General features: G+C 68.0%; 11 protein-coding genes. 8 read left to right on the top strand and 3 right to left on the bottom strand.

Annotated features, from left to right (window positions below):
* Window positions 1–57 precede the first annotated feature (57 nt).
* The gene (gene ffh, locus R1Z03_RS00735; RefSeq protein WP_272567296.1) at window positions 58–1437 is read right to left on the bottom strand and encodes a signal recognition particle protein; all 1380 of its coding nucleotides are present in this window, start codon (window positions 1435–1437) and stop codon (window positions 58–60) included.
* 89 nt (window positions 1438–1526) lie between these two features.
* Here ffh and R1Z03_RS00730 point away from each other — a divergent pair, with 89 nt between their 5' ends.
* The 8 genes from R1Z03_RS00730 to R1Z03_RS00695 all read left to right on the top strand — a co-directional run bounded on the left by R1Z03_RS00730 (window position 1527) and on the right by R1Z03_RS00695 (window position 11860).
* Window positions 1527–2324, top strand: coding sequence for an inner membrane protein YpjD (locus R1Z03_RS00730; RefSeq protein WP_284429445.1), 798 nt, complete (start codon window positions 1527–1529; stop codon window positions 2322–2324).
* Window positions 2321–2542 carry a PP0621 family protein gene (locus R1Z03_RS00725; RefSeq protein WP_284425824.1) on the top strand — a complete coding sequence of 74 codons (222 nt, stop codon included), beginning with the start codon at window positions 2321–2323 and terminating at the stop codon, window positions 2540–2542. Before R1Z03_RS00730 ends, R1Z03_RS00725 begins: the two co-directional genes overlap by 4 nt.
* 13 nt (window positions 2543–2555) lie before the next feature.
* Window positions 2556–4262, top strand: a complete 1707-nt coding sequence (locus tag R1Z03_RS00720) for an ATP-binding protein (RefSeq protein WP_317356124.1) — start codon at window positions 2556–2558, stop codon at window positions 4260–4262.
* An 18-nt stretch (window positions 4263–4280) separates the two neighbouring features.
* Complete coding sequence (locus R1Z03_RS00715) at window positions 4281–5783, top strand: sigma-54 dependent transcriptional regulator (protein WP_317356123.1); 1503 nt, start codon at window positions 4281–4283, stop codon at window positions 5781–5783.
* Window positions 5767–6408, top strand: coding sequence for a 1,6-anhydro-N-acetylmuramyl-L-alanine amidase AmpD (ampD, locus tag R1Z03_RS00710; protein WP_317356122.1), 642 nt, complete (start codon window positions 5767–5769; stop codon window positions 6406–6408). Before R1Z03_RS00715 ends, ampD begins: the two co-directional genes overlap by 17 nt.
* A 384-nt stretch (window positions 6409–6792) precedes the next feature.
* Window positions 6793–9735, top strand: coding sequence for a ribonucleoside-diphosphate reductase subunit alpha (locus R1Z03_RS00705; protein WP_317356121.1), 2943 nt, complete (start codon window positions 6793–6795; stop codon window positions 9733–9735).
* A 137-nt stretch (window positions 9736–9872) separates the two neighbouring features.
* Window positions 9873–11069 carry a ribonucleotide-diphosphate reductase subunit beta gene (locus tag R1Z03_RS00700; protein ID WP_317356120.1) on the top strand — a complete coding sequence of 399 codons (1197 nt, stop codon included), beginning with the start codon at window positions 9873–9875 and terminating at the stop codon, window positions 11067–11069.
* Between the two features lie 182 nt (window positions 11070–11251).
* Complete coding sequence (locus R1Z03_RS00695; RefSeq protein WP_284393101.1) at window positions 11252–11860, top strand: histone; 609 nt, start codon at window positions 11252–11254, stop codon at window positions 11858–11860.
* Window positions 11861–11961: 101 nt separating this feature from the next.
* Here the strand turns inward: R1Z03_RS00695 and R1Z03_RS00690 are convergent, their stop codons facing one another.
* Both R1Z03_RS00690 and R1Z03_RS00685 read right to left on the bottom strand, forming a co-directional pair.
* Window positions 11962–12858: a carbohydrate kinase family protein gene (locus R1Z03_RS00690; protein WP_284405300.1), complete on the bottom strand. Its 897-nt coding sequence runs from the start codon at window positions 12856–12858 to the stop codon at window positions 11962–11964.
* A 33-nt stretch (window positions 12859–12891) separates the two neighbouring features.
* On the bottom strand, window positions 12892–14481 hold the full coding sequence (locus R1Z03_RS00685) for a DUF3426 domain-containing protein (RefSeq protein ID WP_317356119.1): 1590 nt from the start codon (window positions 14479–14481) through the stop codon (window positions 12892–12894).
* Window positions 14482–14537: the final 56 nt, after the last annotated feature.

Below are 14537 nucleotides of genomic sequence, written 5' to 3'. Positions count from 1 at the left end.
AAAACACCACCGCCGGTGTCTACGATCCGACCGGCACGGCGGGCGTCTGGGCTCGGGTCAGAACGGCAGCTTCGGCATCCCGCCGCCGCCCAGGCCCTTCATGCCACCCATGCGCTTCATCATCTTCATGAGGCCGCCGCCCTTCATCTTCTTCATCATGCCCTGCATCTGATCGAACTCGTTCAGCAGGCGGTTCACCTCCTGCACGTGCACACCGGAGCCGGCGGCGATGCGCTTCTTGCGCGTGGCCTTGATCAGTTCGGGCTTGCGGCGCTCCAGGGGCGTCATGCTCTGGATGATGCCTTCCTTGCGGCGGATGTCCTTCTCCGCCTTGTCCATGTCCACCTGGCCGGCCTTGGCGGAGAACTGGGCCGGCAGCTTGTCCATGAGGCTGGACAGGCCGCCCATCTGCTTCATCTGCTGCAGCTGCGACAGGAAGTCGTTCAGGTCGAAGCCGTCGCCGCTCTTGACCTTGGCCGCGAGCTTCTGCGCCGCCTCCATGTCCACGCCCGCGCTCACCTGCTCGACCAGCGCGACGATGTCGCCCATGCCCAGGATGCGGCCGGCATGGCGCTCGGCATCGAACACTTCCAGGCCATCGATCTTCTCGGACACCCCGGCAAACTTGATGGGCGCACCGGTCACCTGGCGCACCGACAGCGCCGCGCCGCCGCGCGAGTCGCCGTCCAGCTTGGTCAGCACGATACCGGTGAGCGGCAGCGCCTCCTTGAAGGCGCGGGCGGTGTTGATGGCGTCCTGCCCCTGCATGGCATCGACGACGAACAGCGTCTCGACCGGGTTCAGCGCAGCGTGCAGTTCCTTGATTTCGTTCATCAAGGCTTCGTCGATGGCCAGGCGCCCGGCCGTGTCCACCAGCAGCACGTCGAAGTAATGCCGCTTGGCGTAGTCGATGGCCGCGCGGGCGATGTCCAGGGGCTTTTGGTCGGCCGTGCTCGGGAACCACTCGGCGCCGGCCTGCGCCGTCACGGTCTTGAGCTGCTCGATGGCGGCGGGCCGGTACACGTCGCCCGACACGGTGAGCACCTTTTTCTTGCGCTTTTCGATCAGGTGCTTGGCCAGCTTGGCGGTGGTGGTGGTCTTGCCCGCGCCCTGCAGGCCGGCCATGAGGATCACCGCGGGCGGCTGGGCCGCCAGATTGATGTCGGCGATGCCCTCGCCCATGGTGGCGGCCAGCTCGCGGTTCACGATGGACACCAGCGTCTGCCCCGGCTTGAGGGAGCCCAGCACCTCCTGGCCCAGGGCCTTTTCCTTCACGCGGGCGATGAAGTCGCGCACCACCGGCAGGGCCACGTCGGCCTCCAGCAGCGCCATGCGCACTTCGCGCAGCATGTCCTGGACGTTGGATTCGGTGATGCGGGCCTGGCCGCGCATCTCCTTGACGAGTCGCGTGAGTTTTTCGGTAAGGGCGGAGGCCATAGGAGTGTTCCGGAAGTGCCCCTGTGCCTGGGCGGCTGGTGCCGCAGGCAGGTCCGCCGGGGGCGGGCGAAGGGCTAAACTGTGAGTCCATGATTTTACCCAGTGCGTCTCCCGTCAGCTGGCTGCTGGCCTTGTCCGCGGCGATGGCTTACGCCGCCCCCGCCGCGGCCGCCGCGCGGTTCGGCGGCAAAACGGGCCGCACCGCGCTCTGGGTCGCCTGGGGCCTGCACGCGGCGGTGCTGGCCTACAGCCTGCTCGGAGGCACGCCGCACTTCGGTTTCGCGCCCGCCCTCTCCATGACGGCATGGCTGGTCCTCACCGTGTATGCCGTCGAACGCCAGATGTTTCCCGAACTCCAGGCCCGTTGGCTGCTGGGCGCCCTGGGCTCCGTGGCGGTGGTGCTCGCGCTGCTGTTTCCGGGGCAACCCCTGCACGTGAACGCATCCGCCTGGCTGCCGCTGCACCTGGCGCTGGGCATCGCGTCCTACGGGCTGTTCGCCGCCGCCGTGGTCCATGCCTGGCTCATGACCCGCGCGGAGCGCAAGATCCGCCAGGCCGCGGACCCGCACAGCGGCATCCCCCTGCTCACCCTGGAACGCCTCACGTTCCGCTTCGTGATGGCCGGCTTCGTGCTCCTCACCGCCACGCTGGTGGCCGGCTGGCTGTTCGGCGAAACGCTGTACGGCCGGGCCTGGAAGTGGGAGCACAAGACGGTGTTCTCGGTCCTGTCATGGATCACGTTCGCGGTGCTGCTGATCGGGCGCGCGCGTTTCGGCTGGCGCGGGCGCAGCGCCGTGCGCGTGCTGTATGCCGGCGCCGGCCTGCTGCTGCTGGCCTACGTGGGCTCGCGCTTCGTGCTCGAAGTGGTCCTGGGACGCGCCGCATGAAGTACCTCGTCCTGCTGGCGGTGCTGGTCATCGCGTTCGGGGTGTGGCGCAACCAGCGGCGCCGGGAGATGCCACCGCCCGCCGCGGCGCGCCCCGCCTTGCCGCAGGCCATGGTGTCCTGCGCCCGGTGCGGCGTGCACATCCCCCGCTCCGAGGCGCTGACCGACGGCGGCGCGAGCTACTGCACTCCCGAGCACCAGCGCCAAGGGCCGGCGTGAAAGGCCTCCGCCCGTGCCGGCCCTGAAACGCGCCAGCGCCCTGCTGTCCGCCGACGCCCCCTTCGCCCGGCTGTGGGGCAGCTTCCTGTCGGGCCGCATCATGGTGGCCGCCGCCCTGCTGCTGCTGCAAGGCCTGGGCGTGGCGCTGAACCAGTCCTACGAACCCCTGCTGCTGGGCATCTGCGCCGGCTACCTGGTGGCCACCGTGCTGCTGCTGGTGCTGGCCGGCAATGCGCCCCCCGGGCCCCATTCGTGGCTGCAGTGGATGTGCTCGATCGGCGTGGACCTGGCCTTGATCAGCACGCTGCAGATCCTGCACGTGGGCTCCATGAACTTCACGCCCCTGTTCGGCCTGCCCATCCTGATGGCCGGCGTGCTGGGCACGCTGACCCTGGCCCTGGGCACGACCGCGGCGGTGACACTGTTGCTGCTGGCATGGGCCTGGTGGCTGGGCAGCAGCGGCGGCTCCGACGCCACGCAGCGCTATTTCCAGACGGCCCTCACCGGCACGGGCTACTTCATCGTCGCCTACCTGGTGCACCAGCTCGCCTCGCGCCTGAACCGGGAGCAGCAGCTGGCCCAGGCCAGCCAGATGGCGGCCAAGGTGCAGGAACAGGTGAGCGCCCTGGTCATCCACAACCTGTCGGACGGCGTGCTGGTGCTCGACCAGCGCGACACCGTGCGCATCGCCAACCCCGCGGCGCTGCGGCTGCTGGGCACCAACGCCCGCCACGCCCTGCCGTTCTCCATGGCCCATTCCTCGCCCTGGAAGCCGCTGCTGGCCATGGCGCGCCAGACCTTCCAGAAAGGCCAGCCGCAAAGCGCCGACGTGGACGTGCTGCACCCGGGGCAAAGCCCGCTGGCGCTGCACGTACGGGCCTGGCTCACGTCGTCGCAGGAGATCGCGCGCGAGACCGGGGGCGAGCACCTGTGCGTGATGTTCCTGCACGACCTGCGCGAGATGGAGGCCCGCCTGCGCACCGAAAAGCTCGCCTCGATGGGCCGCATGTCGGCCGCCGTGGCCCATGAGATCCGCAATCCCCTTGCGGCCATCATGCAGGCCAATGCCCTGCTGGAAGAAGAACTGCACGAGCCCGGCCAGAAGCGCCTGGCCCACATGGTGCAGCAGAACGCCGAGCGGCTGGCCCGCATCGCGGAGGAGGTGCTGGACATCGCCCGGGTCCAGCACCAGATCAGCCATGCCCCCGCCTCCACCGTCGTGCTGTGCGATGCGGTCGCGCAGGCCTGGGGCGACTGGCAGGCGCAGGACCCGGGCAAGCGCCGGGCCCAGCTCGCGCTGGAGGCGGGCCGCGCGCCCGTGGAGTTCGACGCCGAACACCTGCGCCGCGTGCTCGTCAACCTGCTCGACAACGCGCTGCGCTACATGGGCGGCGAGCCGGACTCGCTCTACGTGGCCACCTACGTCAGCGCGGCTGGCGCCGTGGGGCTGCAGGTGTGGAGCGACGGGGCGCCGCTGGACAAGACCGTGGAGCGCCACCTGTTCGAGCCCTTCTTTTCCTCGGAAAGCCGCTCCAGCGGGCTGGGCCTCTATATCTGCCGCGAGCTTTGCCAGCGGCACGGCGCGTCGATCGGCTACCAGCGCCTCACCCGCAACCTGCCGCGCGGGGCGGTCGGCGGCAACGCGTTCACGGTCGTGTTCCGCAAGAACGCCCGGCCGCAGGACCCGAACACCACGCTGTTTGACACAATCGTCGTCTGACCCCGCCCGCACCTGTCCATGAACGCCAACGCCGCCACGATCCTCGTCGTCGATGACGAACCCGACCTGCGCACCCTGTACGAACTGACGCTGCTGCGCGAAGGCTACCGGGTCGAGACGGCAGGCAACCTGCAGGAGGCCCGCCAGCAGCTGCAGGCCCGCAAGTTCGACGCCGTGATCACCGACATGCGCCTGCCCGACGGCTTCGGCATGGAGCTGCTGCACGAGCTGCGCGACCAGCAGCGGCGCGAGCGCTGTGTGGTCATGACGGCCTATGGCTCGGCCGAGAACGCGGTGGAGGCCCTGCGCTCGGGCGCCTTCGACTACCTCACCAAGCCGGTGGACCTCAAGCAGTTCCGCTCGGTCGTCGCATCGGCGGTCCAGGGCACGGGCGGCGTGCCGCCGCCCCGCTCGGCCCGCCCCGGCACCGCGCCGCGCGCCCCGCAAGAGGCCGTGGCCGGCGGCACCACGCTGTCGCTGGACCGGCTGGTGGGCGAGTCCGAGGCCATGCGCAACGTCAAGCAGCGCATCGCCAAGGTGGCGCGCAGCATGGCGCCCGTGCTCATCCGCGGCGAATCCGGCACCGGCAAGGAGCTGGTGGCGCGCGCGCTGCATGCCAGCAGCCAGCGCGCGGACGGACCGCTGGTCGCCGTCAACTGCGGCGCCATTCCGGAAAACCTGCTCGAAGCCGAATTCTTCGGCGCGCGCAAGGGCTCGTACACCGGCGCCACGCAGGACCGCGACGGCTACTTCCAGGCGGCACGCGGGGGCACGCTGTTCCTGGACGAGATCGGCGACCTGCCGCTGGCGATGCAGTCCAAGCTGCTGCGTGCCATCCAGGAACGCAGCGTGCGGGCGCTGGGCTCCACGGGGGAAGAGACCGTGGATGTGCGCATCGTCAGCGCCACCCACCGCGACCTGTCGGCCGATGTGCAGTCCGGCCGGTTCCGCCAGGATCTGTACTACCGCCTCAACGTGATCGAAGTGGTCATCCCGCCGCTGCGGGAACGCCGCGAAGACCTGCCTGCCCTGTGCGCCACGCTGCTGGCGCGCATCGCGCAGGAATCGGGCGCGCCGGTGCCGCCCCTCACGCAGAACGCGCTCGACCGCATCGCCATGCACCCGCTCACCGGCAACGTGCGCGAGCTGGAAAACCTGCTGCACCGCGCCGTCGCCCTGAGCGATGGAGAAGAGCTGCACGTGGAGCCCCCGCACGCCTCGGCCGCCGATGCCGCGCGCGCCGATGCGGGCGCATCGCCCGCCCCCGGGGGGGATCCGCCCGGCAACGGCACACCGCGCAGCGCCAACCCGGCCGCCTCCGTGCCCTTGCCCAGCGACCTGCAGGCCTGGCTGGACCAGCAAGAGCGCGAGATTCTGGTACGGGCCCTGCGGGATACCGGCTTCAACCGCACCGCCACCGCGGCGCGGCTGGGCATCAGCCTGCGGCAGATCCGCTACCGCATCGCCCGCCTGGACATCGCCGCGCCCAACGACAGCGACGCGAATGACGACAGCGAATGAGGCACCGCACCCCGGCCCAGTGCCCTGCCCGGAGGCGGGGGACAGGCCGGTGTGGGACGGCGGCTGGTACCGGGACGCCACGCGCGAGCCCTCGCCCAACTTCGGCCCCCGCCCGGCCCAGGCGGTCATCGATCTCATCGTCGTGCATTCGATCAGCCTGCCCCCCGGCGAATACGGCGGCGGGCAGGTGCGCCGGCTTTTCACCAACACCCTCGACTGGGATGCGCACCCCTACTACGCCGGCATCCGCGGGCTGCAGGTGTCGGCCCACTTCTTCATCGAGCGCGACGGCCGGCTCTGGCAGTTCGTGGACTGCGATCTGCGGGCCTGGCATGCCGGGCCGTCGAGCTACCGGGGCCGCGCCAACTGCAACGATGACTCGATCGGCATCGAACTGGAAGGGCTGGAGGGCCAGACCTTCGAGCCCGCCCAATACGCCACCCTGGCGCGGCTTTGCGCCGACCTGCCGCTGCGCTACCCCATCGCCCACGTGGCAGGCCACGAAGACGTGGCTCCCGGCAGAAAGCAGGACCCGGGGCCGGGCTTCGACTGGCAACGGCTTCGAGCGGACCTGCCGTGGCCACCCGCCGTGTTTCCACGGAAGTCAACCCGACCACCGCCATAATTGAGGGTTTTCCCTAATCTTTGGCACGATCGGTATCAAAACGCGACACTCGGATTCCCCGGCACCAAGGCAAAGAGACAGCATCTGCGCGGCTTCCGAAATGGAAATGTTCGGCACCCGGCGCCAGAGCACGTTTTTTCCGAAAAAACCGCATCTGCGCTGCCTCTCTGAGGCCTGCGCTTCAATGGCTTCCGGGATATGGAACCATCAAGACTTCACCTCAACTGCTTAAGTGCGCTGTACACTACCGGTAGTGTCCAACGCCAAGACACACGCTAGATATAGCGTGTCAAGCAGCACTCCACTCCCACTCATTTTCTCGTTTTGGCGTCCCCTTTTGGCCCGCCAACTTCGCCTTTTCCGACAGCTCCCAAAGGACCTTTCATGCAAGCTGCGCTAAACCCTTCATCCACCAGCCAATCCACCGGGCAAGCCCCCACTGCCGCAGACGAATCGCCGGCGACGCAGCCCGGCAGCGACCTGCTGACGCACTACCAGATCATTCGCCGCAACGGCGCAGTGGTGCCGTTCGAACCGCAGAAGATCGCAGTGGCCCTGATGAAGGCGTTTCTCGCCGTGCACGGCACCCAGGGTGCCGCTTCGGCCAGCGTGCGCGAAGTCGTGGACACGCTGACCCAGAACGTGGTGCGCGCCCTCATGCGCTCACGCCCGGGCGGCGGCACGTTCCACATCGAGGACGTCCAGGACCAGGTCGAACTGGGCCTGATGCGCGGCGGCCACCACGAGGTCGCGCGCGCCTATGTGCTGTACCGTGAGCGCCGCTCGCAGGAGCGCGCCCACCAGCAGGAGCAGCGCACCCCCGCCGTGCCCACCCTGCACGTGATCGACCATGGCCAGCGCGTGCCCCTCGATGAAGCGCGCATGCTGAGCCTCATCCAGGCCGCCTGCTCCAACCTGGGCGCCGACATCCAGGCCGCACCCATCGTGGCCGAAACCATGCGCAACCTGTACGACGGCGTGCCCATGGACGAGGTGTACAAGGCCTCCATCCTGGCCGCCCGCACCCTGATCGAGAAAGACCCCGACTACACCTACGCCACCGCCCGCCTGCTGCTGCACACCATCGTGCGCGAGGTGCTGGGCCGCGACGTGGCGCCCGGCGAAATGGGCGCCGCCTACGCGAACTACTTCCCCGTGTTCATCCAGAAGGGCGTGGACAACGACCTGCTGGACCCCCGCCTGCTCGAGTACGACCTGCAAAAGCTCGGCGCCGCGCTGAAGTTCGAGCGCGACCAGCAGTTCGACTACCTGGGCCTGCAGACGCTGTACGACCGCTACTTCCTGCACGTGCGCAAGAGCCGCATCGAACTGCCCCAGGCGTTCTTCATGCGCGTGGCCATGGGCCTGGCGCTCAAGGAAGACAACCGCGAAGCGCGCGCCATCGAGTTCTATGAGGTGCTCTCGTCGTTCGACTTCATGTCCAGCACCCCCACGCTGTTCAACAGCGGCACGCTGCGCTCGCAGCTGTCGTCGTGCTACCTGACCACCGTGCCCGACGACCTGGATGGCATCTACGAGTCGATCAAGGAAAACGCGCTGCTGTCCAAGTTCGCCGGCGGCCTGGGCAACGACTGGACCCGCGTGCGCGCACTGGGATCGCACATCAAGGGCACCAACGGCGAATCGCAGGGCGTGGTGCCGTTCCTCAAGGTGGTGAACGACACCGCCGTGGCCGTGAACCAGGGCGGCAAGCGCAAGGGCGCCGTCTGCACGTACCTCGAAACCTGGCACCTGGACATCGAGGAGTTCCTGGAGTTGCGCAAGAACACCGGCGACGACCGCCGCCGCACGCACGACATGAACACGGCCAACTGGATTCCCGACCTGTTCATGCGTCGCGTCATGGAAAAGGGCACCTGGACCCTGTTCTCACCCTCCAACGTGCCCGACCTGCACGACCTGTTCGGCGCCGACTTCGAAAAGGCCTACGTGGCCTATGAAGAAAAGGCCGCGCGCGGCGAGATCAAGCCCTCGCGCACGCTGCAGGCGACCGACCTGTGGCGCAAGATCCTCACCATGCTGTTCGAGACCGGCCACCCCTGGATCACGTTCAAGGATGCCTGCAACGTGCGCTCGCCCCAGCAGCACGCCGGCGTGGTGCACTCGTCCAACCTGTGCACCGAGATCACGCTGAACACCAGCGACACCGAAACCGCGGTCTGCAACCTCGGCTCGGTCAACCTGCTGCGCCATCTGAAGGACGGCCCGAACGGCCGCGAGCTCGACCACGTCAAGCTGCGCAAGACCATCTCCACGGCCATGCGCATGCTCGACAACGTGATCGACATCAACTACTACGCCGTCGAAAAGGCCCGCGCCTCCAACATGCGCCACCGCCCTGTGGGCCTGGGCATCATGGCCTTCCAGGACAGCCTGTACGAACTGCGCATTCCCTACGCATCGCAGGCCGCGGTCGAGTTCGCCGATCGATCCATGGAAGCCATCTGCTACTACGCCTACTGGGCTTCGACCGAGCTGGCCAAGGAGCGCGGCCACTACGAAAGCTACAAGGGCTCGCTGTGGGACCGCGGCATCCTGCCGTTCGACACGCTCGAGCTGCTGGAGAAGGCCCGCGGCGGCTTCGTGGAAGTGGACCGCTCGTCCTCGCTGGACTGGGATGCGCTGCGCAAGAAGATCGCGCAGGACGGCATGCGCAACTCCAACTGCGTGGCCATCGCGCCCACCGCCACCATCTCCAACATCGTCGGTGTCGATGCGTCCATCGAGCCCTCGTTCGGCAACCTGTCGGTCAAATCGAACCTGTCGGGCGAGTTCACGGTCATCAACGGCTACCTGGTGCGAGACCTCAAGCGCCTGGGCCTGTGGGACGACGTGATGGTCATGGACCTCAAGCACTTCAAGGGTTCGCTGCACTCCATCGACCGCGTGCCGCAGGACGTCAAGGCGCTGTACTCCACGGCCTTCGAAGTCGAGCCGTCGTGGCTCGTCGAGGCCGCATCGCGCCGCCAGAAGTGGATCGACCAGGCGCAGAGCCTGAACATCTACATGGCGGGCGCATCGGGCAAGAAGCTCGACGACACCTACAAGCTCGCCTGGGTGCGCGGCCTCAAGACCACGTATTACCTGCGCACGCAAAGCGCCACGCACGTCGAGATGAGCACCGTGAACACGCGCCAGCTCAACGCCGTGTCGTCGGGCACCGACGGCGGCGGCGCGCAGGCCGCATCCAAGCCCAGCGCGCTCGAAGCCGCTGCGGCCGCAGCACAGGCACAGGCCGCGGCATTGCCCGCGACCGACGTGAAGTTCTGCGCGATCGACGACCCGACCTGCGAAGCCTGCCAGTGATGCGCACGCCATGCGCGGCACCCTGATCGATCAGGGTGCCGCGCATGTGCAGTGAAGCAACAAAAACATGGCTGCATCACGCTCCAGCGCTTTTAATTTTGCAGCGCTGCTTTCATAATCCGACCATTGGAAAACCTATGCTGACCTGGGACGAAGAAGTCAAGCCCTCATCGCAGAAACTCTTGGACGGCGGTCTGCAAAACAACCGCCCGGCGGAGTCGCCGTCCGCGCTTTCGCACGCCGCTGCGGCACCCGCCGACAGCCTGCCCGCCGGCAGCACGCCCACCCCCTCTGCCCCGCCCGCCGACACCGTGCACCGCCGCGTGAATGCCGCCGACAAGCGCATCATCAACGGCCAGACCGACGTCAATCAACTGGTGCCCTTCAAGTACAAGTGGGCCTGGGAAAAATACCTCGCCACCTGCGCCAACCACTGGATGCCGCAAGAGGTGAACATGACGCGCGACATCGCGTTGTGGAAAGACCCGAACGGCCTGACCGAAGACGAGCGCCGCATCATCAAGCGCAACCTCGGCTTCTTCGTGACCGCCGATTCGCTGGCCGCCAACAACATCGTGCTGGGCACGTACCGCCACATCACCGCGCCCGAATGCCGCCAGTTCCTGCTGCGCCAGGCCTTCGAGGAAGCGATCCACACGCACGCCTACCAGTACATCGTCGAATCGCTCGGCCTCGACGAGAGCGAGATCTTCAACGCGTACAACGAAGTCGCCTCCATCCGCAACAAGGACGAGTTCCTGATCCCCTTCATCGAGGCGATCATGGACCCCAACTTCAAGACCGGCACGCCCGAGACCGACCAGACGCTGCTCAAGTCGCTGATCGTGTTCGCCTGCCTGATGGAAGGCCTGTTCTTCTACGTCGGCTTCACGCAGATCCTCGCGCTCGGCCGCCAGAACAAGATGACCGGTGCCGCCGAGCAGTACCAGTACATCCTGCGCGACGAATCGATGCACTGCAACTTCGGCATCGACCTGATCAACCAGCTCAAGCTGGAGAACCCGCACCTGTGGACCGCGGAGTTCAAGGAAGAGATCAATGGCCTGTTCATGAAGGCCGTCGAGCTCGAGTACCAGTACGCCGAAGACACCATGCCACGCGGCGTGCTGGGCATGAACGCCTCCATGTTCAAGGGCTACCTGCGCTACATCGCCAACCGCCGCGCCACGCAGATCGGCCTGGAGGCGCTGTTCCCCAACGAAGAAAACCCCTTCCCCTGGATGAGCGAGATGATCGACCTCAAGAAGGAGCGCAACTTCTTCGAGACCCGCGTCATCGAGTACCAGTCCGGCGGTGCACTGTCCTGGGATTAGCCTCCCGACACATTCCAGGCCATGCATTTTCATTCCACGTCCCAGACCGGCAGCGCTGCAAAGCCCTGCCGTGCGGGGCGTTCCCGTGTTCATGGCGATGGGACTCGTCCCATCGCCATGGATCGCTCCATGTCCAATGCAGGCGTGGAGTGCTCTTTGCAAATTGACCCAAGGAGAAAATGATGGCAACTGCGAAAAAGACCGCCGCCAAGAAGGCAGCACCCGCGAAGAAAGCCGCCGCCCCCGCCAAGAAGGCTGTGGTAGCGAAGAAGGCCGCCGCTCCGGCGAAGAAGGCAGCGCCCGCCAAGAAGGCCGCCGCCCCCGCCAAGAAGGTAACGGCTGCGAAGAAGGCAGCAGCACCGGCCAAGAAGGCCGCCGCTCCAGCGAAGAAGGCAGCGCCCGCCAAGAAGGCCGCCGCCCCCGCCAAGAAGGTGACGGCTGCGAAGAAGGCAGCAGCACCGGCCAAGAAGGCCGCTGCTCCGGCCAAGAAAGCCGCAGCGCCAGCGAAGAAGGCAACGGCCGTGAAGAAGTCGGCTGCACCGGCCAAGAAGGCCGCAGCACCGGCGGCCAAGAAGGCCAGCGCCAAGCCAGCGACCGCGACCAAGAAGGCCGTGACGTCGGCGAAGAAGACCTCGGCCGCACCTGCTGCCAAGAAGCCTGCCGCAGCACCGGCCGCCAAGAAGGCCGCCGCGCCCAAGAAAGCCGCCAAGGCCCCTGCGCCCGCGCCTGCAGCCCAGACCACGCTGAACCCCCAGGCCGCCTGGCCCTTCCCCACGGGTGGCAAGCCGTAAGGCCCACGTCCACGGGAAGTCCCGCCAACCCGGTGCCCTGCACCGGGTTTTTTTATGCCTGCTGCACACGCATCGTGCCGCGGCAGGCCTGTGCCCTCGGCTTACTCGGGGTGGAAGTCGAGCACGTAGTTCTGCGGCCCGCGCTGCGCGATCTTGAGCGCGCCCATGCGGTTGCCCAGCGCGGCGCAGCGCACCAGGGGCCAGTCCCGCTCCAGGCCGAAGAGCAGCGCGCCCCGCCAGGCGTCACCGCAGCCGGTGGGGTCCACCACCTCGGCCGGCGCCGCGACCGGCACGTTGGTGCGCTCGCCGTTCTCCCAGACGTCGCAGCCCTCGGCGCCCAGCGTGACGACAAGGCCGCGCACCTTGCGGGAGATGTCCTGCAGACTCCAGCCCGTGCGCTCGCACAGCATGCGGCCTTCGTAGTCGTTCACGGTGATCCACGTGGCCTGCTCGATGAACTGCGCCAGTTCCTGGCCGTTGAACATGGGCAGGCCCTGGCCCGGATCGAACACGAACGGAATCCCTGCCTCGACCAGTTGCGCGGCGTGCTGCAGCATGGCGTCGCGGCCATCGGGCGCGATGATGGCCAGGCGCACGTCAGGCTCGGCCACGATGCGCGAGCGGTGGGCCTGCATCATGGCACCGGGGTGGAAGGCCGTGATCTGGTTGTTGTCGCGGTCGGTCATGATCATCGCCTGGGCCGTGTAGAGGTCATCCACCTGCCCCACGTGGCGCGTGTCGATGGCCAGGCTGCGCAGGCGCTCCTGATAGCCGGCGCCGTCGCTGCCCAGCATGGCCATGGGCACCGGATCGCCGCCCAGCAGCTTCAGGCTGTAGGCGATGTTGCCGGCGCAGCCGCCGAAGTCCCGGCGCAGGGAAGGCACGAGGAACGAGACGTTCAGGATGTGCAACTGGTCCGGCAGTATCTGCTCGGCGAAGCGGCCCTCGAAAGTCATGATGGTGTCGAACGCCAGGGAACCGCAAATCAAGGCAGCCATAACAAATCCGGTGAAGAAGAAAAGATCCGAAGATCAGGGATAGAAAGCCAGAACACGGTAGCCGGAGACGCGCGCGCCGCCCGTGGCCACCACCATGGGCAAGGTGCCGCTCCATTCGCCGCCGGGCGCGATCTCCGCGGGAGCCCCCAGGTCCTGGGGCTGCAGCACGCGGCGCAGCACCGGCCGGTCCTGCGTGTCGGTCAGCGTCAGCTCCACCGACGGCATGGCCACGGCAAAGCCGGCACGGCTCTTGATGGACAAGGCCAGCTGGTACGAGTCGCCCCGTCCCTTGTTGAAGGACGAGCTGTCGATCACCACTTCGGTGATGCGGCGCGGGGCGGCGATGGCGCATTGCAACGGCACGCACAGCGCCTGGAGGATGGGCCGCGCACCGGGGTACTGCGATGCCAGCCGGTCGCGCTCCTGCACTGCCATCTGCAGGCCAAGGCCTGCGGCCAGGGCCATCAGCAGCACGGCCAGGCCGGCCCGCACCGCCGGCTTGCCCCAGAAGGCCTTGCGGCGCGCGGCGCGCATGAAGCCCGGCTCATCGGCGGCCGTGGCATGCACCGCATCGTCGTCTTCGTCATCGTCTTTCGCCGGCGAGTGCAGCGGCAGGCGGTGAACGGAAGGCTGCGCACCGGCCAGGGCCGCGGAGGCGATGGCCGCTTCTGCCGGCAACGCCACCACGCCCTCCAGCCCACCACCGGCCTGCGTGGCAATGGCCACCGGATCGGTGTCGGCATCGATGGCTTCCAGGGCCATGTCCATGGCCACCGCCTTGGCGATGGCATCGTCGGTCGAAGCCTGCCGCCCGTGGCCATCCGGCACATCGGCGGCGGCGAGCAGCGGCCCGTCGTCCAGATCGTCGGGCCATTCGGAATCGCGCAACTCGGCGAAGGGCAGTTCATAGCCCGCTGGCTCCGGTGGCGGTGCGCTGTGCGCGCGCCCTGCCACTGCCGCTTCGTCCTGCGGGGGGGTCGGGGCGGCGGGCACCGCACCGATGGGCCGTTCAGCGGCAGCCACCGATCCCGGCAAGGCCCATCCCGATGGCAGTGGAGGTAGAACGGGCTTGGCCGGCGCGGCAGTGGAATCCGTCGCGCTCGAGCGGGTTCGCCAAACCAGCGGAGACGCAGGCTCCAGGCTCCAGTCGGCGGGCGGCTCCACGCCCGGCGACGCCAGCGGCCGCGCCGTGAGATAGCTCGGCACCGGCGGCGGCTCCGGCACCTCCAGTGGCGCGGGCGGGGCGGGGTCGTCCATCGGCAGCGGTGCGGTCGGCGCTGGCGTTGGGGGGAATGAAGAATGTGGCGGTGCCGGGGCCGCAGAGGCGGTGGGCCCGCGTGGCACGCCAGGCGCGGGCGCTGTTGGAGAGGGTTGCGGCACGCTCGCCGCTCCAGCCCCCCAGGCCCGTTCGGCAGGCGCCGGCGGCCGCACGGCCGCGCGCGGAGCTTCGGGAATGGCCATTTCCGGCAGCAGGTCCTGCGACGCCGAGCGCACCAGATGGGCCGCCGCATCGAAGACTTCCTTGCACTGTCCGCACCGCACCCACCCATCGGAGATGCGCAACTGGTCCGCGACGACCTTGAAGGTCGTGCCGCAGGCGGGGCAGCGTGTGATCTGGCTCATCGGCTCGGGATTGTAGGTGGGCGCCATGCCCGCCCGAAGGGCGGCACGGCCCTGCC

The organism is Acidovorax sp. BLS4 (assembly GCF_032929295.1).
Taxonomy (GTDB): Bacteria; Pseudomonadota; Gammaproteobacteria; order Burkholderiales; family Burkholderiaceae_C; genus Paracidovorax.
The sequence above is the reverse complement of the archived record's forward strand: the minus strand, read 5'-3'. Positions and strand labels throughout refer to the sequence as shown.

Coding starts and splice junctions, on each gene's coding strand:
- ffh (WP_272567296.1), bottom strand. CDS start 1,437: ATGGCCTCCGCCCTTACCGAAAAACTCACGCGACTCGTCAAGGAGATG.
- R1Z03_RS00730 (WP_284429445.1), top strand. CDS start 1,527: ATGATTTTACCCAGTGCGTCTCCCGTCAGCTGGCTGCTGGCCTTGTCC.
- R1Z03_RS00725 (WP_284425824.1), top strand. CDS start 2,321: ATGAAGTACCTCGTCCTGCTGGCGGTGCTGGTCATCGCGTTCGGGGTG.
- R1Z03_RS00715 (WP_317356123.1), top strand. CDS start 4,281: ATGAACGCCAACGCCGCCACGATCCTCGTCGTCGATGACGAACCCGAC.
- ampD (WP_317356122.1), top strand. CDS start 5,767: ATGACGACAGCGAATGAGGCACCGCACCCCGGCCCAGTGCCCTGCCCG.
- R1Z03_RS00705 (WP_317356121.1), top strand. CDS start 6,793: ATGCAAGCTGCGCTAAACCCTTCATCCACCAGCCAATCCACCGGGCAA.
- R1Z03_RS00700 (WP_317356120.1), top strand. CDS start 9,873: ATGCTGACCTGGGACGAAGAAGTCAAGCCCTCATCGCAGAAACTCTTG.
- R1Z03_RS00695 (WP_284393101.1), top strand. CDS start 11,252: ATGGCAACTGCGAAAAAGACCGCCGCCAAGAAGGCAGCACCCGCGAAG.
- R1Z03_RS00690 (WP_284405300.1), bottom strand. CDS start 12,858: ATGGCTGCCTTGATTTGCGGTTCCCTGGCGTTCGACACCATCATGACT.
- R1Z03_RS00685 (WP_317356119.1), bottom strand. CDS start 14,481: ATGAGCCAGATCACACGCTGCCCCGCCTGCGGCACGACCTTCAAGGTC.